Origin of the sequence: Mesorhizobium sp. M2E.F.Ca.ET.219.01.1.1 (assembly GCF_004016445.2) — a bacterium.
Taxonomy (GTDB): Bacteria; Pseudomonadota; Alphaproteobacteria; order Rhizobiales; family Rhizobiaceae; genus Mesorhizobium.
Genome location: NZ_SADT02000007.1, coordinates 269,467 through 287,105 on the forward strand (window position 1 = coordinate 269,467; position 17,639 = coordinate 287,105).

15 protein-coding genes are annotated in these 17,639 nt (G+C 65.0%); 9 read left to right on the forward strand and 6 right to left on the reverse strand.

What is annotated here, in order from left to right; all coding sequences use genetic code 11:
* The first annotated feature begins 35 nt into the window (after positions 1–35).
* From EN862_RS29800 to EN862_RS29825, 6 genes are all read left to right on the forward strand, one after another.
* Positions 36–2,474, forward strand: a complete 2,439-nt coding sequence (locus EN862_RS29800) for an ATP-binding protein (RefSeq protein WP_127868547.1) — start codon at positions 36–38, stop codon at positions 2,472–2,474.
* 2 nt (positions 2,475–2,476) lie between these two features.
* Positions 2,477–2,869, forward strand: coding sequence for a response regulator (locus EN862_RS29805; protein WP_127868546.1), 393 nt, complete (start codon positions 2,477–2,479; stop codon positions 2,867–2,869).
* Between the two features lie 225 nt (positions 2,870–3,094).
* Entirely contained in the window at positions 3,095–3,487 is a 393-nt protein-coding gene (locus tag EN862_RS29810) for a response regulator (protein WP_127868545.1), read from the forward strand.
* Entirely contained in the window at positions 3,487–5,238 is a 1,752-nt protein-coding gene (locus EN862_RS29815) for a YaiO family outer membrane beta-barrel protein (RefSeq protein ID WP_127868544.1), read from the forward strand. The genes EN862_RS29810 and EN862_RS29815 overlap by 1 nt, the downstream gene beginning before the upstream one ends.
* A 2-nt stretch (positions 5,239–5,240) precedes the next feature.
* Positions 5,241–6,278, forward strand: a complete 1,038-nt coding sequence (locus EN862_RS29820; protein ID WP_127868543.1) for a HEAT repeat domain-containing protein — start codon at positions 5,241–5,243, stop codon at positions 6,276–6,278.
* Positions 6,275–7,705 (forward strand): glycosyltransferase, encoded by a 1,431-nt coding sequence (locus EN862_RS29825; RefSeq protein WP_193771607.1) that lies wholly within the window; start codon positions 6,275–6,277, stop codon positions 7,703–7,705. The genes EN862_RS29820 and EN862_RS29825 overlap by 4 nt, the downstream gene beginning before the upstream one ends.
* A 30-nt stretch (positions 7,706–7,735) precedes the next feature.
* Here the strand turns inward: EN862_RS29825 and EN862_RS29830 are convergent, their stop codons facing one another.
* Both EN862_RS29830 and EN862_RS29835 read right to left on the reverse strand, forming a co-directional pair.
* A complete protein-coding gene (locus EN862_RS29830; RefSeq protein WP_193771608.1) occupies positions 7,736–8,092 on the reverse strand; it encodes an Hpt domain-containing protein in 357 nt (118 codons plus the stop codon).
* On the reverse strand, positions 8,089–8,286 hold the full coding sequence (locus tag EN862_RS29835; protein WP_127868542.1) for a hypothetical protein: 198 nt from the start codon (positions 8,284–8,286) through the stop codon (positions 8,089–8,091). Before EN862_RS29835 ends, EN862_RS29830 begins: the two co-directional genes overlap by 4 nt.
* A 196-nt stretch (positions 8,287–8,482) precedes the next feature.
* On the opposite strand from EN862_RS29835, the gene EN862_RS29840 reads away from it, so the two are divergent.
* Both EN862_RS29840 and EN862_RS29845 read left to right on the forward strand, forming a co-directional pair.
* Entirely contained in the window at positions 8,483–11,032 is a 2,550-nt protein-coding gene (locus EN862_RS29840) for a caspase family protein (protein WP_127868541.1), read from the forward strand.
* Between the two features lie 16 nt (positions 11,033–11,048).
* Positions 11,049–11,327, forward strand: coding sequence for a hypothetical protein (locus tag EN862_RS29845; RefSeq protein WP_127868540.1), 279 nt, complete (start codon positions 11,049–11,051; stop codon positions 11,325–11,327).
* Positions 11,328–11,417: 90 nt separating this feature from the next.
* Here the strand turns inward: EN862_RS29845 and EN862_RS29850 are convergent, their stop codons facing one another.
* Positions 11,418–11,978, reverse strand: coding sequence for a hypothetical protein (locus EN862_RS29850; RefSeq protein WP_245519734.1), 561 nt, complete (start codon positions 11,976–11,978; stop codon positions 11,418–11,420).
* 188 nt (positions 11,979–12,166) lie between these two features.
* Between EN862_RS29850 and EN862_RS29855 the strand changes: the two genes are divergently transcribed.
* Positions 12,167–12,703, forward strand: a complete 537-nt coding sequence (locus EN862_RS29855; protein ID WP_193771609.1) for an OmpA family protein — start codon at positions 12,167–12,169, stop codon at positions 12,701–12,703.
* Between the two features lie 146 nt (positions 12,704–12,849).
* Here EN862_RS29855 and EN862_RS29860 read toward each other — a convergent pair whose 3' ends face one another.
* The 3 genes from EN862_RS29860 to EN862_RS29870 form a co-directional block, all read right to left on the reverse strand.
* On the reverse strand, positions 12,850–14,469 hold the full coding sequence (locus EN862_RS29860) for a caspase family protein (protein WP_127868538.1): 1,620 nt from the start codon (positions 14,467–14,469) through the stop codon (positions 12,850–12,852).
* A gap of 227 nt (positions 14,470–14,696) precedes the next feature.
* Complete coding sequence (locus EN862_RS29865; protein ID WP_127868537.1) at positions 14,697–17,138, reverse strand: M23 family metallopeptidase; 2,442 nt, start codon at positions 17,136–17,138, stop codon at positions 14,697–14,699.
* Complete coding sequence (locus EN862_RS29870; RefSeq protein ID WP_193771610.1) at positions 17,135–17,629, reverse strand: DUF1036 domain-containing protein; 495 nt, start codon at positions 17,627–17,629, stop codon at positions 17,135–17,137. Before EN862_RS29870 ends, EN862_RS29865 begins: the two co-directional genes overlap by 4 nt.
* Between the last annotated feature and the right edge of the window lie 10 nt (positions 17,630–17,639).

Genomic DNA, 17,639 nt, shown 5'->3' on the forward strand with positions numbered 1-17,639 from the left:
TGCCGGTATTGGTCTGGAAAAGGAGCCGGAAAGTCATGACCGAAATCTGGCACTCACTCCTAGCCAACCTTGCCCTTGTCTCCATCCTGGTCGTCGCCTGGGACCTTGTGGTGGATTTCACCGGGCGTCTGCCGCGGCGGATACAGTCGCTGCTTCTCGGCCTGGTCATGTGCATGGGCTCCATCATTTCCATGGCGACCGCCCTGTCGATCTCCGGCTTCGTCATTGATCTGCGCGCCGCCTTTATTGGCGCGGCCGCGTTCTTCGGCGGGTGGCCGGCAATGGTCATCGCCACCGCCGGCTCCATCGCCTATCGGCTCTATCTCGGCGGGCAAGGTGCAGCCGCCGGCGTCATGGGCATTCTGATCACCGCTGTCGTCGGCCTGGCCTGGCACCACATCGTCGCGGTCCGCTCGCGCACCATGTTCGACATACTCGGCCTCGGCGTGTCGGTGTCGCTCGCCGGGCTGATCGTGCTCCCGATCATTCCCGCGCAATTCGCCGGGCTCGCGCAGCAGAGCACGCTCCCGTCCCTCGTGTTCCGCTTCGTCGGCACCTTCATCATCGCCGTGCTGCTCGACCGCCAGCAGCGGCGGCGCGATCTCGCCATGTCCAACATGATCTACCGCGCCATGGTCCGCGAGCTGCCGGATTGCCTTAACATAAAGGATGGCGAGGGGCGCTTCATCGCCGCCAATCCCGCCACCGCCGAAATGGTGGGCGCCGCATCGGTCGAGGATCTGATCGGCAAGACGGATTTCGATTTCTATCCCAAGGAGGTGGCCGAGCGCTTCCGGCAGGATGAATTGGGCGCGCTGGAGGCCGGGCAGACATTGCGCATCGACCAGCCCGCGCTTTTCCCGGACAGCAGGCAGGGCTGGCTCTATACGCTGAAGGCGCCTTTCCGCGACGAGACCGGCAAGATTACCGGCGTCATAACCTACAATCGCGACATCACCGAGCAGAAGCGGAACGCCCAGCTCAAGAACGATTTCATCTCCACGGTCAGCCACGAATTGCGCACGCCTTTGACCTCCATCCGCGGCTCGCTGGGCCTAATTGCGGCGGGCGTCGCCGGCGAATTGCCGCCCAAGGCCGCCAACCTCGTCAACATCGCCCACAACAACAGCGAAAGGCTTGTCCTTCTCATCAACGATATCCTCGACATCGAGAAGATCGAATCGGGCGTGATCGCCTTCAAGATCAAGCAGATGCTCGTGCGTCCGGTGCTGGAGCAGGCGATCGCCGCCAGCTCCAACTACATGGCCGAGAACAGGATCCGCATCGTCCTGGTCGACGATGCGCCGCGCGCCGAAGCCAATATCGACCCAGACCGCCTGCACCAGGTGATGGCGAATCTTCTGTCGAACGCAATCAAGTTCTCCGAGCCCGGCGGCACCGTTATGGTGAAGCTTCTGCGCCGCGACGGCGACATGCTGCGCATCTCCGTGATCGATCAGGGGGCGGGCATTCCCGAAGCGTTCCGCGGCCGCATATTCGGCAAGTTCGAACAGGCCGACGCCTCCAGCACCCGCAAGAAGGGAGGCACCGGCCTGGGCCTGAGCATCGTCAAGGCCATCGTCGAGAAGCTGGGTGGCGCCGTTTCCTTCGAGACAGAGGAAGGCAAGGGAACTTCGTTTCATGTCGACCTTGCCGAAGCGCGCAGGCCGGCCGAGAAGCCGGTTTTGGTCGAGCGGCGGGCGCGCAGGCGCGATGGCCGTCTGCGTGTCTTGATTTGCGAGGACGAGGCCGACATCGCCGCGGTGATCGCGACGCTTCTCGATGCGGAAGGCTTTTCCAGCGACGTCGCCCCCGACATCAACACCGCAAAGGCGCTCCTTGCCTCCCGCGATTACGTGGCACTGACGCTCGACATCAAGCTGGCGGGGGAGTCCGGCATCAAGCTCTTCCACGACATAAGGGCGTCGCCGGTGAATTCCGACATTTCGGTCATCGTCATCTCGGCCGTCGCGGACGAGGCCAGGCGTTCGCTGAACGGCAGCGCCATCGGCATCGTCGACTGGCTGGAGAAGCCGGTGGATCCGAAACGGCTTCACGCCGCTCTCGCCAAGATCGCCGGCCGCCGGGTCGAGCCGAAGCCGCGGATTCTGCATGTCGAGGATGATGAGGGTGTGCTTGCGGTGATGTCGGAAGGGCTGGGTTCCGGCGTCTCGATCACCTCGGCGAAAACGCTGAAGGACGCGCAGCAGGCGATCGCGAACCATCGCTTCGATCTGGTCATCCTCGACATCGCGCTGCCAGACGGATCGGGGCTGGACCTGCTTGCCAATCTGCCGCTTGAAACAGGGGTCATCGTGTTCTCGGCGGCGGAGCTGGACGACAAGCTGGGCGATCGGGTCCAGGCCATCATGACCAAGACCAAAGCGTCGGAGATCGACGTCGCGAAGCTGGTCAGGAACATGTTGGCTTCGGCCCGCGACGGCGCGGGAGCCAGCGCGCAAGCCAAGGAGTGACTATGCCGGCAAGAATCCTTTATGTGGACGATGAGGACGACATCCGCGAAATCGCTCAGATGTCGCTGGAGCTTGAGCCGGAGTTCGAGGTGCGGTCCTGCGCTTCGGGCGCCGCGGCGCTGGTCGATGCGGCAGCATGGCGACCCGACCTCATTCTGCTCGACGTGATGATGCCGGACATGGACGGGCCGGAGACGCTTAAGCGCCTGGCCGCATCGCCGCCGACGGCGTCGATACCCGTGGTGTTCATCACCGCGCGTACCCAGACGCATGAGGTCGAACGCTATCTAGCCATGGGCGCGGTAGGCGTCATCGCCAAGCCCTTCGACCCAATGGCGCTTGCCGTTGACGTGAAGAAGCTGCTTGCCACGCACGCCGGCGGTCCGGTGGCCTAGCGGGGAGAGCGCCGCCAGCGGCAAAAAGCCTGTCGGCAAGCCCCTGCCTGGTGTTTACGCCTCCTATACCATGCGCCGATATTCATCTACTGATTGCATCGAAATGCGACTGGCGCGAATCGGCTTAATCTGTGAGTTGCGCGGTCTCGTACGCATGGAACGCATTTGGCGGATGCGGGTCCATGGGTGATCACTCCGGGGGGCGACGGAACCGGAGCAGAACTGGTGGATGGAGCGAAGGCAAGAGTTCTGATCTGCGATGATGACCCGTTGTTGCTCGAGCTGATGGAATTCAGGTTGAGGGCGAAGGGATACGAGGTCATCAAGGCAGTCGACGGGGCGGAGGCGCTGGAGAAGGCGCAGCAGGAGGCCCCCGACGTCGTTGTGCTCGACGCGATGATGCCGAAGGCCGACGGCCTTGAAGTGCTGGCGCGCATCAAGGGCGACCCGACCCTGTCCGACACGCCGGTCGTCATGCTGACGGCCCGCAAGGGCCAAAAGGACATTGTCTCGGCCCTGGACAAGGGCGCCGACGACTATCTGGTGAAGCCATTCATTCCCGAGGAACTGCTGGCCAGGCTCGCGCGGCTGATCGCCCGCAAGGGCGGGAAGCGCTGATGCGGCGTGGCCGGCGCCTCAGCTTCGCCGCATGCCTGATCCTGGCTGTCGCCGCCGTTCCGCGCGGGGCGCTGGCGCAGACGGTCGACGAGCTTTACGCCTCGGCCGTCAAGGCGAGGCAAGCGCAACATTTCGACGAGGCCGCCGACCTCTTGAAGCGCGCGCTGGCGCTCAAGCCCGACAATGCCGATGCGCTGGTCCAGCTTGGCTTCGCCGAGCTCGGCCGCAACGATCTGACGGCGGCGCGCGACGCTTTTTCCAAGGCGCTTTCCCTTGCTCCGAACTATCGGGATGCCTCCTTCGGCATGGCCGAGGTCGAATATCGCTCCGGTAACTTGGATGCCGCGCTGCCGTTGGCCGAAACCGTCGCCAAGGCCGATCCGGGTAATGCCGATGCCGCAGCGCTTGTCGAGAACATCCGCAAGGCGGAACAGGCAACGTCCAGCAAGCCGGAACCGGCTGCCGCGGCTCTGGTGGCGGGGAAGAAACCGCATCGCCGGCCGGATCCCCTTCCTGGCCTGATGGAGGAGGGCAGGCGGCTCCGCCAAGCAGGCAAGCTGCCCGAGGCGGAGAAGGTCTATCGCCGTGCCCTCAAGGTGGCCCCGAAAAACACAGACATCCTGGTCGCGCTTGGCCTTGTCGTGGGCTCCAGCCAGCGCTTCGACGAAGCCGGGCACTTATTCGACCGGGCGCTGGCCATCAAGCCCGGCCTTCTCGACGCGCGACTGGGCAAGGCGCGCCTGGCGATCTGGCAAGGCGACACGCCGCGGGCCCGCTCGGGCGTCGATGGCGTGCTGGCGACCGCGCCTGACAATGTCGAGGCGCTCGATCTCGACGGCAGGATCGCCCTGCTGGAGGGCGACTACACGCGGGCCGCGCAGTCATTCCAGGGCGCGCTGGCGCTCGAGCCGCAGAATGCCGAGGCACTGGTGGGCATCGGCGATGTGCGCCGGGCCGAAGGCGACGACGATGCCGCGCGGAAGGCCTATAGCCACGCGCTCGCCATCGAGCCTGGCTCCGCCGATATCGAGCAGAGGCTGGCCGTGCAGCCGCCGCGCAAATGGCGGCTCGATCTCGGCAGCGAGGTCAGCGATCTCACCAATGGGCTGGGCGACTGGACCGACAGTTCGGCCGGGCTTGCCTACCGGCTGTCGCCGCGCACGACGATTTCCGGCCACACCCGCGTGGCGACCCGCTTCGGCCGCACCGATATCCAGATCGAAGGCCGCATCGACCAGGCCTTCACGCCGGCCTTCTCCGCCTATGCGCTCGCGGCAGTGACGCCGGATGCCGACTTCCTGGCGCGCTATTCGATCGGCGCCGGCGCGTCCTGGCAGGTGGTGACGCCGGCAAAGGCGTTCGGCCCGCTCTCGCTCAACATCGACACCCGCTACGACAGTTTCGCCGATACGAGCGTGACCAGCATCCAGCCTTGGGTGCAGGCCTATATCTTCGACGGCCGCCTGGGCCTCTCCGCCCGCTGGGTGCATGCCGAGGACGATATCGGGACGCGCGCGGACGGCTATGTGCTTCGCGCCGACCTTACGGTGACGCCTCGCTTCAACGTTTTCGCCGGTTATGCCGACGCTCCCGAGATCGACGACGGCGCGCTGGTGCCGACGCGCACCGTGTTCGGCGGCATTTCCTTCGACGTCAGCGATCCTTTGACGCTGCGCGCCAGCATCGCGCATGAGGAACGCCCGACCTTCGACCGCAACATTTTCGGCCTCGGCCTGACGGCGCGGTTCTGACCATGTGGTACATCTGGGACCTCTCGATACTGCTGAGCGCCCTGTCGCTGGTGATCATGCTGTTCCTGATCGCGCGCCGCCTGCTGCAGGAGCGCCGGGCCACGGTGGCGGCCGACCAACGGCGCCAATTGCTGGCCGCGTTGATCGCCTTCACCGAAAACCGCGATCGCGAGGCGTTGAAGGCGACGGTGCTTGGCGTGCCGGCCGGCGTGGTCATCGATGCCGGCTTCGAGTTCATTTCGCTGCTGCGCGGTGAGGAGAGGGACGACGTGCTTGTCGCCTTCATCGAATGCGGACTGCCGGATCGCGTCGGCAGGCAGCTGCGGAAAGGCAACGTCGCCGAGCGCATCCACGCGGCGGAGATGTTGGCGGCGCTGGGTTCGGAGGACGCGTCGGCAAGCCTGCTTACGGCGCTCACCCAGGACCGTTCGCGCGAAGTGAGGATCGCGGCGGCCATCGCGCTCTGCGATCTGGGCAGCCTGCCCCTGCTCGGCACCGCGCTGGATTTTATCGGCGTGGCGGGGCAGCGCTCGCGGCGCTTGATCGAGCTGTTCAGGCGCTTTCCACGCTCGCGCTTCAACGAGCTTGCGGTCCACGCATCCCGGGTGGACGCCTCGCCCTTCATCAGGGCGGCCGCGATCGACGCGCTTGCCCACGCTGGCGGCTTTGGCTTCGCCGATTTCTTCGCCAGCCTGGCCGGCGATGCCGCGCCCGAGGTTGTCGCCGCCGCGGTGCGGGCGCTGGGCCTGACGGGCCACGCCGAGGCGCCGGCGATCCTGAAGCGCGCCATGGCCAATGACGACTGGGACGTGCGCGCCGCCGCCGCCGAATCCGCGGGCCGCCTCGGCCTGCCCGAGCTCGCCGTGCCGCTTTCCAGGCTGATGGACGACGAGTTCTGGACCGTGCGCTACGCCGCCGCCAACGCCTTGCGCTCCTTCGGCCAGCCGGGAGAGCGGCTGTTGCGCGAGATCGCTTCGGCGGAAGTCTCGCGCAGCCAGCGCACCGCCTCGCTCATCCTTGCCGAGGGGCCGGCCCTATGATCGCCGACTGGAGCCATGAGGTTGTTTTGGCAGCCACCATCCTGTCCTGGTTCATCATCGGGGCAGGGCTGGCGCAGACGACGATCTACCTCCTGCAGCTCGTCGTCGCCGGCTACGCGCTGTCCAACCGCCCGCCCGTAGCGCGCTCGGCGCTGTTGTGGCAGCGCTATGGCGACGTCGCGCCGCCGATCGCGCTGCTGGTGCCTGCCTATAACGAGGCGTTGAACGTGGTCGAGAGCGTGCACTCGATGCTGGCGCTCGAATATCCGAATTTCGAGGTGGTCGTGATCAACGACGGCTCGAAGGACGACACGCTGCAGCGCCTGATCGACGCCTTCAGGCTGGTGAAGTTCCAGCGGCCTTACGAGGAGGCGCTCGCGCACCAGCCAATCCGTGGTCTCTATTCCTCGCCGATGACCGAACGGCTGTTCGTGGTCGATAAGGAAAATGGCGGCAAGGCCGATGCCCAGAACGCCGGCATCAATGTCTGCCGAGCGCCGCTCTTTTGCGTCATCGACGGCGACTCCATCCTCGAGCCCGATGCCCTGATGCGCGCCGCCCAGCCTTTCATCGACGACCCGGAGCGCACCATCGCCGTGGGCGGCACGATCCGCATCGCCAACGGTTCTAAGATCGAGGCGGGCAGGGTGCGCGAGATCCATTTGCCGCGACGCTTGCTGCCTTTGTTCCAGGTGGTCGAATATCTCAGGGCGTTCTTGATGGCGCGACTGGCCTGGAGCAGCATCAACACGCTGATGCTGGTGTCCGGCGCCTTCGGCATGTTCCGCCGCGCCGAAGTGGTGGTGGTGGGCGGCTTCACCAAGGGTTCGATGGGCGAGGATCTCGACCTTGTCATCAAGCTGCACCGCCATATGCGTGACAAAAAGCGCAAATACCGGATCCAGTTCATTCCCGAGCCGGTGTGCTGGACCGAGGCGCCGGAAACGTTGAGCGTGCTCGCCCGCCAGCGCTCGCGCTGGCAGCGCGGCGCGCTCGAATGCTTCTTCCGCTACCGCTCGATGCTCTTCAACCCGCGCTATGGCCGCGTCGGCTTCCTGGGCTTCGGCCACATCCTGATCGTCGATGTGCTGGGACCGGTGGCGGAGGTGCTGGGCTATATCCTGATCCCGGCCTTCTGGCTGCTCGGTATCCTGTCGGCCGAATACCTGCTCGCCTTCACCGCGCTCATCTTCACCTATGGCGTCTGTGTCAGCGTCTGCTCGCTGATCCTCGAGGAAGCCGAGCTGCAGCGCTTTCCGCGCGCCAGGGACCTCGCCGTGCTGACGGTGGCCGCCGTGATCGAGAATTTCGGCTACCGCCAGCTGAACAATTTCTGGCGGGTGAAAGGCTGGTGGCAATTCTTGCGCGGCAACCAGGGTTGGGGCGAAATGACCCGGACCGGACTTGGCGGCGCTGGGAAGAAGTGAGCCCGACCGCTGGCGTCAGGCCAGTCCATGTCACGCCAGCGTCCGTTCGATCTCCCCCATCAAGGCATCGAGCCCCGCGCGGACAGTCGCGCCATCCGCCTGCTCGATCAGCAGCGTCTCCAGCGCCGACGCCCGCGCGCTGATCTCCGCAAATCCGAACGTTCCCGCCGCTCCCGCCAGCGAATGCGCGATCTTGATCAGGGGATCACTGCCGTGCTGGGGGTTGCTTTGACGAGCGATGGCCTTCAACTCTTCCAACTGACCGCCACACCGGATGAGGAAGCGTTGCCGCAACGGGGCGAAGGGATCGTTTGCGATTGGCGCGCTCTCCAGGATGGTATGAGCGTATTTAACCAGAAAGCAGCGCGGGTTGAAACGGCTGCTCAACCGCGGTTGGTTCGGCTCCTCTGCAGCCAGCCGTTCAGCCCGTTCGGCCACGCAATGACGAAGATCGCCAGCAGCCGCCCAAGGCCGATATTGCGGTAATCGGACAATTCTCGCATGCCTTCGTCGGCCAGCATCAGCACGGCGGCGCCCAGCAGCGGCCCCCATATCGAGCTGAGCCCGCCGATGACGATCATCGCGATCGAATCCGTTCCGTCGTTGCGGTGCCGAAGCCACTGCGGTAATCTTAGGCGGATTGGACGATACGCATGCATCCTGTCGTTAGTGCAAGGGTTTCATCCGGCCTTATCGGATTGTGAACTCTTTAACAGACCTACGCGTCGCAAGCTGAATTCTTGTGGCCGACAGGTCATAGCGGTTAGGGATTTTGCCATGCTGCGACGCTGCGCTCTGATTGCAGCCTTGATCCTCGTGGGCCTCACGACGGTGCAGGCGCAGGCCGATCGAAGAGTTGCGCTTGTCATCGGCAATTCCGAATACCGCGAAATCCCAGCGCTCAAGAATCCCGACAAGGATGCCGAGGACGTGTCGAACACGTTCCGGGTGGCCGGGTTCGATGTGTTCGTCGCCAAGGACCTCACCAAGCTCCAGTTCGAGAAGGAATTCCGCAATTATCTGGCGGCAGCGGACGGCGCCGATCTGGCGGTCGTCTATTATTCGGGTCACGGCTTTCAGATCGGTGGCGAGAATTTCCTGATCCCGGTCGATGCGTCGCTCAAAGGTGCGGCCGACATCGAGGTCCAGGCGGTCAAGCTCGACGATGTCCTGCAGCAATTGCGCGCCAAATCGAAGATCCAGGTGATCATCCTCGACGCCTGCCGCAACAATCCGTTCCCGCGCAAGGACTATTGGCTGCGCGACCAGTTGATCGCGGCCGGCGGCACCGGCCTCGCCCAGGTGAAAAGCTCCTTGAACACGCTGATAGCCTTCGCCACCGAGCCGGGCGCCGTCGCCTATGACGGCTCCGGCGATCTCAGCCCCTTCTCATCCGCCTTCTCCCGCCGCGCGCTGGCGCCGAACCAGGAGATACGCTCGGTGATGGCGGCCGTGCGCCGCGATGTGGTCGCGGCCACCAAGGGGGCGCAGGTTCCGTGGGAAAACTCCTCGCTGATCGACGAGGTGGTGCTGATGCGCCGCGCCAGCCGGCCGGCTTTGCCGCCGGTGCTGGAAAAAACCGTGCCGTCGGGCGTCGGACCGGTCGCGCTCGACCTGCCGGTGCCGGTCGATGTCGACGGCGGCGCCGTCACCATCAGCATCGAAAGGCCGCCGGCGATGGGGCGCCTGATCCTGGACGGCAAGCCGGTCGCGACGGGCGAGCCGATAGAGGGCAAGGACCTGCCGCGGCTCCAGATGGACGTGCCGAAGGGCGCCGACGCCGAGGATCAGGTCGACATGCTGGCCTATGCCACGCATGACGAATGGGGCGGCGGATCGCAGGGCATATTGGTGTTCCGGGTCAAGAACGGCGACGCTGCCGCGGGCAAGCAGCTCGTGGCCTCGCTGGAGTCCGAGCAGAAGCAGCAGGTGGTGGAGCGCGGCATCCACATCGCCGGCGCCGCCGAGGCGATCGAGAACCGCGACGTCAAGATCCCCGTCGGTGTCGGCCCCGTGCCGCTGAAGCTGGATTTCCCGGCGAAGGATCCAGGCGTCAGCCTGAAGCTCGCGAGCTATCCGGCAACCGGGACGCTGTCCCTCCCGGACAGGACCCTGTCGCCTCAATCGAGCCTGATGGCCGATGAAGTCGACCAGCTGCGCTACGAACCGCAGATAGGTGCTGCCAAACCATTGATCGTCGGCTTCGAGATCAGTGCCGCCAACACGTCAGCGAAGCCGGCGACCATGAAACTGTCGCCCAGCGTCGATCCCTGCGACACGCAGGCAGGCGAACCTTTGGACCTGCAGGGCGTCGTCCCCGGCCTGCTGCCGAACGAGATCGGCGCCGGCGCGGTGGAGGCCTGCCGGGCGGCCGTGAAGGCCTATCCCGATGTCGCGCGTTTCCACTACGAACTCGGCCGCGCGCTGCTTGCCGCCGGCAAGGTCGATGAGGCGAAGAAGGCCATCCAGCAAGCAGCGGACAAAGGACATGTCCGTGCCGTGTTCGAGCTTGGCTACCTCAACGCAACCGGGGCGGGTATGCCCGCCAACCGCAAGCAGGCCAACACTTTCTATGCGGCGGCGTCCGACAAGGGCGATCCTTATGGCATGACCTCATGGGGCCGTGCTTTGTTCAACGGCTACGGTGTAGACCGCGATACCGGCAAGGGGCTTGACCTGCTGCTCAAGGCGGCGGCGATGGGCCATACCTACGCGATGAACGATCTTGCGGCGATCTTCACCGAGGGCCGCAACGGCGTGCCGGCAGATCCGGCGCGCGCGGTGGCCTTCCTCAAAGCTGGCGTTGAGCGGCAGGATATGTATTCGATGAACCTGCTCGGCCGCAATTATCTCGCCGGCACGGGGGTCGAGAAGGACCCTAAGGCCGCCCTCTCGCTGTTCCAGAAGTCGATGGATCTCGGCCAGCCCTATGCGCCCGGCAGCCTTGCCCGCATGTACAGGGATGGAGTCGGCGTCCAGCAGGATCTGACCGAAGCGCAAAGGCTTTTCGAGCTGGCGACCGACCGTGGCGATCAGTCGGCCGCGTATGATCGCGCGGCGCTGGAGATGCAAAGGGGCGACAAGGCCAATCAGGCGGTGGCCGCGCGCTACCTTGCTTTCGCAGCCGCGCTAGATCTTCGCAACGAAATCCCGGACGCAAAGGCGACGCTCGCGAAATTCGGCGCGAAGGCGAAGACAGCGGCTCTGAAACAGATGCGTGGGGAACTCAAATCGAAGATTTCGGCAGCCGGCTCGTTGGACGATCAACTGGTCAAGACGGCCAGGGCGGTCTGGGAACAAGCCAATCCGCGCCGGGACTTGTTCTGATCAACAGGAGGCAAAAGTGGTGGGCTGGGCATCGAAACAGGTGATCGTTGGGACAACTTTGTCTACGGTTTTGGCGGCGCTCATGGGCTGTACGTCCATGTTGCCGCCCGGACCAGAGCCGACGCCGGTGGCGGCGAGACCTCAGGCGAAGGTCGTCCGCACCACGACGCCAAAAGTTGTCAAGCAACAGAAGGTCACTGCAAAGAAACTGATCAAACCAGTCAACGAAACCCCACCGGTCGTTGCTCCTTTGGGCGGTGGCGGCGGCGGTGGCGGTGGCGGTGGCTGGGGATAAGACCTCACTCTTCAGCACGCATCCAACTCAGTGCCCACCTAAGCTGATCCGGAAAAGCGGGAACCGGCTTTCGGAAAATATCATGCGCCTCTAATACGCGTCGACCGATTGTCGCTGCGCCTCCATCTCCACAATCTGGATGCCCATTTCGACGAAGGCGGAAAGCACGGCGAAGCGGTCGGCGGTTGAGACGCGCGCCAGCCCCGCCAGGATCCCGGCGTTGACGGCGTGGGCGGCGGGAAATCCGGTCGACAGCATATCGAAGGCCGGGTCACGCCACGCCGCCGACAAGGCGATCCAGGCAGCCGGCGTTGCCGGCGACGGATCGGCAGCGCTGCCCAGCGCCGCTCGATGGCGAGGATTGCCGGGCTCGCCCACCCAGTCGCTGACAAGAGCCAGCAGCTCGAGATCCCGTTCGACAAGGAGCTCGGCGAGATGGCTCAGGCATTCATGCCCCCACCAGACCGCTGCGCGCTCGGGCAGCAGGTATGCGCAGAAGGTGACAGCTTCCTCGGGCACGCGCCCGGCAAGCAGCGCGCGGCAGAATTCCAGCGGGGGTTGGGCGGCGGCCGGCGACTTCATGTCCCGGGCGATCGCGGGGCAGGCAAGAAACAGATCCCTTGCCGTTCTGTATCCGAGTTCATTGGCCATGGCTGCCACACCCCGAGCATCGGCACAAACAGCACTGAAACCCCCGGCCAAGCGCCGGTCAAGCCTCAACCTTATCAGGCGCCGGCCGTCGGCAACGTGCGCTTGTTCACAGACAATCGTTTCAGGATTTGATATAGTCCGCGCCAGCGAAAATCCGCTCGAAACAGGTCAAAACAGGAGTGACGGTCATGCGGTGGGGCAGCTCAGCCTTGGCATTGGCGGCCGTGCTTTTTTCAACGCACGTTTACGCCGATCCGCTTCAGAAATCGGAAGACATCGTAAAATTCTTCGCCGGCCAGGGTAATCTTGGCGCGTCACGCGGCATCTGTGTCGGCACCGAGGAAGAGTGCAAGAGCAAGGCCGAGAAGAACGAGGCGCCGCCCCAGAAGGCCGGCCTAGACATGATGATCAACTTCGCCCTGGATTCGGCCCAGCTCGACCAGACCGCCCGCGCCGAGCTGGACGAGTTCGCCAAGGCGCTTAAGGACAACCGGCTGAGCACGTTCAGCTTCGTCGTCGAAGGCCACACCGACGCGACCGGCACGGACAGCTACAATCAGGGCCTGTCGCAGCGAAGAGCGCAATCGGTGGCCGCTTTCCTCGAAGCCAACGGCGTTCAGTCGGCGCGGCTCGAAGCGATCGGCCTCGGCAAGTCGCATCCGCGCGTCGCCAATCCATACGATCCGGTCAACCGCCGCGTGGAAATGCGCATCAGGACGGAATAGGCGGGTGGCGAGCAAGCCGACCCGTCAACAGCGAAACAGGTCAAGGGGAGCTCGGTCAAAACGCCGGCTCCCCTTTTGTTTCTGTTTGTTTCGACGCAATTCCAAGCGGAAAACCGCTTCACACTTTTCCTGGAATTGCTCAACGATCAATTCTTGATCGCGTTGCCGATCACAACGCCGCTGCCGAAGATCAATGCCTTGGTCAGGAAGTCATTGTTTTCTCTCGGCGGCGGCGCGTCCTCACGAACCACGGTGTCGTTGTTGCGGCGGCGCTGCACGACCTGCGTCTGTTGCCGGCGCGGCTTTTGCTGTGCCGCCGGATTCAGCGTGCGGGTCTTCTGCGCGACCTGTTTCTTCGTCGGCGCAGCGCGGGCCTGGTCGGCGGCATGCCTGGCGCGCACGGCATCCATCATCGCGTCGGTCTGGATCACCAGCAACGCAAGCTGCTCGCGCGTCAGATAGGTGGTTGAGGGCAGCCCGTTCTTGCCTTGCCAGACGCCGATCGCCTGGCGCGTCCTCGGACCGATATTGCCGTCGACCTGGCCGAGCTCGTTGCCCAGCGCTTCGATGCGCAATTGCAGGTCGATCCGGCCGCTGCGGTCGAGCCCGATGGCGCTTTCCGTCAGCTCGCTGCCTTGCGTCTTTTTCATCTCGTCGGTGATGCCGACCGAGGTGCGAACGGCCGAGCCTGGATTCGCACTGGCATCGTCCGCCCCGAGCGCCGCGACCTGCTTGCTGGCCGCCGGGTCTTTCAACTGATCGATGTTGAGCTTCGCGACAGTTGCGAAACGGCCGTTCGGGAACTGGTCGAGATAGGCCTCGTAATAGGGAATGGCGTTCTTCTTCGAAGCCTCGTCCCAAAGCCGCTGCTCGACCTCCCAGGACGGCGGCTCGCTCGCCACGGGGGCAGGGGCTGCGGACGCCTTGGTCGCGTCTGCCACCGGCGTCGCGGCGGGCGGGGGTGTTTCTGCCGCGGGCTTGCCGAGGAACACCTCGCGTCCCAGCGAGGCATTGTGCCATGGCCGCTGCCTCCCTTGCGTGGCTTCCGTCACCTCGCCGCGCACCCGGGTCAAGGCGCTCTGGATCTCGACGCCCGGCTCGGTCAGGTGCTTGGCCAGGGCCAGCGAATAGGGGCTGTCGACGCCGTTGCCGTCGAAGGCGATAGCGCCGGGGTCGGTCGCATAGGCGATCAACACGCCGCCCGTGCCCATGCCGTCGGCCTTCGCGTCGACCGGCGCCAGCCCGGCGCCGAGCGAGCGGCTCTTCGGCAGTGCCGCGGCCAGCGTGCGCGCGAGCGGATTGTCGCGGCAGGCATCGAGGATGATGATGCCGACGGCGGGGTCGGCCGGCAGCGCCGCCATGAACTCGTCGATCTGCACGGTGCGGGTCTTGAGATAGGCCGGCGCCGTCAGCTCGGCATCGACCGGAATGAGGTAGTTCTTGCCGTCGACCTGCATGCCGTGCCCGGCATAGTAGATGACGGCAAGGTCGGCATTGTAGGACTCTTCGGTGAACTTGCTGATCAGGCTGTGCATGCCGGCATTGTCCTGGTCGACGCCTTCGATCACCTCGAAGCCGGCGTTGCGCAGCGTGGACGCGATGAGGCGGGCGTCGTTCGCCGGGTTGGGGAGAGCGACCGCGTTGACATATTTGCTGTTGCCGATGACCAGCGCGACACGCTTGCTGTCGAGCTTGGCGGCCTGGGCGCCGAACGCGGCGTGGAAAAGCAGGATCAACCCGCCCAAAAGAATGGCGAACGCTTTCATGGGATCAGCCCTCCGCCCCGTGGGGCGCGTTATCGATGTCTGCGCATGCTGAATGTCGTAAGCGACGACGTCGCTTCTGCCAAAATCGTCTCTTGAGCGTCTGTGATCTCGACCACAGATTTGGTTCACGGGAGCCCGAAATTTCCTCCGTGAGTAGCCGCTAATGTACCACTGGCAGGCCTGAAAACCAATCGGCCCATCCAGCCATGCGAGGTTTGGTGAACCGGCTAGCCGGGCTCCAGCGTATCCTGGATGGAGCCTATCAGCGCGGTGATCGCCTGCTTGTATTTCTCGAATTCCGGCGACGCCTGCCGCACTTCGGTCGTGGTCGTCGTCGGCAGGCCCTGGTCGGTCGCCGCGCGCGGTACCTTCTGCCCCATCTTCCGCTCGGCCCAGTCGACGACGTAGCTCGCGGTCTTGCCGGTGAGGAATGGGTTGGCCTGGATGACCGCCGATCCGAGCACGGCGCTCAGTTGCGTCGAGCCCGGCGCCGCCAGAATCTGGGCCGCGCCTTCCATGCCGAGGAAATGGCAGAGATAGAGGCGGCCGGCGGTGATCTGGTGGCCGCGCGCGCGCAGATAGGCCTCGCCCTCGCGCGCCAGGTTGCGCACCATTTCGCGCGATAGCGTCGCGTCGTAGCGAAGCGCGAGCAGGTCGGCGGTCGACAGCGAGCGGGCAAGGTCGGGCCGATAGGTGTTCATCATCCGGATCCAGGTCTTGGAGATGAACTGGCCGGCGCCGGTCGCCGAGGAAAGCGGGTTCTTGGCGCGGGCGCTGCCGCCGCTTTCGACATGCACGATCCGGTCGGTGAGCGTCTCGACGGCAGTATCGCCGGAACCGCCGGAGCTGACGGCAACGGCAGTTGCGACTGTGGTGACCGTCCCCAGCGGATCGATCGCCTCGCCGTTCAGGTAGAGCTCGAAATGCAGATGCGGGCCGGTCGAAAGCCCCGTTGTGCCGATATAGCCGATGACGTCGCCGGCCTTCACCTTGGTGCCGACGCCGCTCGCGATGGCGAATTTCTGCATATGCGCGTAACGCGTCTCGCGGCCATTGGCATGCGTGATCTTCACCAGATTGCCGTAGCTGCCGCCATCGCCCTGGAAAGAGATCTCGCCGTCGAAGGCGGCCATCACCGGCGTGCCGACCGGAGCCGCCCAGTCGACCCCCTTGTGGATGCGGACCGTGCCCAGGATCGGATGCTTGCGCGGGCCGAAGGTCGAGGTCATCACCCCGGCGACCGGCGTAACCATGCCGTTGGTGACCGTCAGCGAACGCACCTGGTCGTCGCCGGTCACGCAGGCATATTGGCCGTCGCTCTGCTGGAAGACGAAGCAGTCAAGGCTTTTGTCCGCGCCCTGGACGCCGACATAGAGCACCCGTCCGGAGATCTCGCCTTGGCCGCGCGGCGTCTGCGAGTAGATCAGCACCAGGCGCTGGTCCTCGCTGGCGAAGGCGTCGAGGTCTTGCCCCCGCGACAGATACATGATCGCCTCGCCGATGACGCTGGTCGGCACCTTGTTGCGCGCCGCGGTCGAATAGATCGCGTCGAGCAGGCGGTACTGCCGCTTCGGCCCGCCCTGATCGGAGGTGCCGGAATAGTTGAACAGGTCCTCGCGGACCCATGGGTCGACGCCCGACACGAAGGCGCCGGCCGCATTGCGCGTCAGCGTGCCGACATAGACGTTCTTGGCGTAGATGGAGACCTGCATCAGCGACATGGTCGTCGTCTCGCGGTTCAGCCGGAAGCCACGCATGGCGACGACAAAGCCAGCTTCCAGCCCGTCGCGGTTGAACAGCGCCTTCAGCGCCTCGCCGGCAAGCTTCGCGTCGTCGGGAGAGAAATGCGCGTCGAGCGCCACCGAGTCCAGGCTGCGGTCGTTGAGGATCTTCACGAACGTGTCCTCGGTCGCCTCGAAGCGCTGATATTCGCTGGTGACTGTCGCGACGGTCGTGTTGTTCTCGATCGCGGTTTTCTTGAACGCGGGAAGCGCCGCTTCCCCCTGGTCAATGGTCTCGCCCCAGCCGGCCTCGGGGTCGTCGGCGTCGGCCTTGGGCGCCGAGCCGGCGTCGCTCTCGTCCGGCGCCGCCTGGAGATCGTTCTGCAGGTCGCCTTGCGGATCGCCCTGTTGATCGTCCGGCGCCGCGGCCGGAGCCGGCGGGGCCGGTTGCTGGTCGTCGGGCGCCGTCGCCGAAGGCTTGGGCGCGGCCTGCCGCTGCGCCTGGAAGAAGGCGAAATCCTCCTGCGTCGACGGGATCGTCGTCATGAACTTCTCGCTGGCGCTCAGCATCACGTCGGAGAGGATCTCGATCTGCGGCGATGCCCCGGAACTGTCGAGCTCGGCCGGACGCGCGACGGTCTTGCCCTTCGTTGCGGTGTCGGCGTCGGGCGCAAGCGTGATCCACATCGGATCGCCGGCAAGGTCGATGATCGCCGGCACATAGACCGACGCGTCGGGCGGCACGTCTTCCATGCCCTCGACCGGATGCAGCTCCTCGTCCTCGTCGCCGAACGACCAATAGTCCCTGGTCAGATAGAAGCCGGTGGCGACGGCAACGACGGCGAGCGTGGCAAGGCCGGCAAGAGCCCGGCGCCAGAGCTTGCGCCGCCGCTCGGCCAGCCGCGCCAGCTTCTTCTGTTTGAAGCTCGTGTCGATCGCGTGCGTCACGGGCTGTTTCCGGTCAGGAAATAGGTCCAGCGCACCTGCTCGAGCGTATCGACCTCGACGAAGCGCGCCGCGATATGGCCGCGCTGCCAGCACTCCTCGATGCCGCGGATCGAGAAGCGCCGCCGATCGATGCACATCTCGGTCGACCCGTTGAGGATCGCGTGGCCGAAGACGTCCGTCGCGTAGAGATAGATGTAGCGGTTGGTCAGCTCCTCGCGGATGACGTTGACGCACTGGTTGGCGCCGATCGTCCACCAGCCGTCCGTCTGGTCGGCATTGTCGACCTTCTGTCCGACGGCGAGATTGACGACGTCGAGCGTCTGGTTGCAGACGGTGAATTCGGCATGCGCCTTGCCGGGCGAAAGCATCGAGAACAGCGCCGCGCCGAGCAGTGCGGCTAGCGTCATACGATCCGGAAACAGCAATCGGAGCCGGCTACGCAGCTTGCGTGGCGGGGGCTGGTGCAAAGAACGCAAGGTGCGAAGATCCATCGGCGTTCAT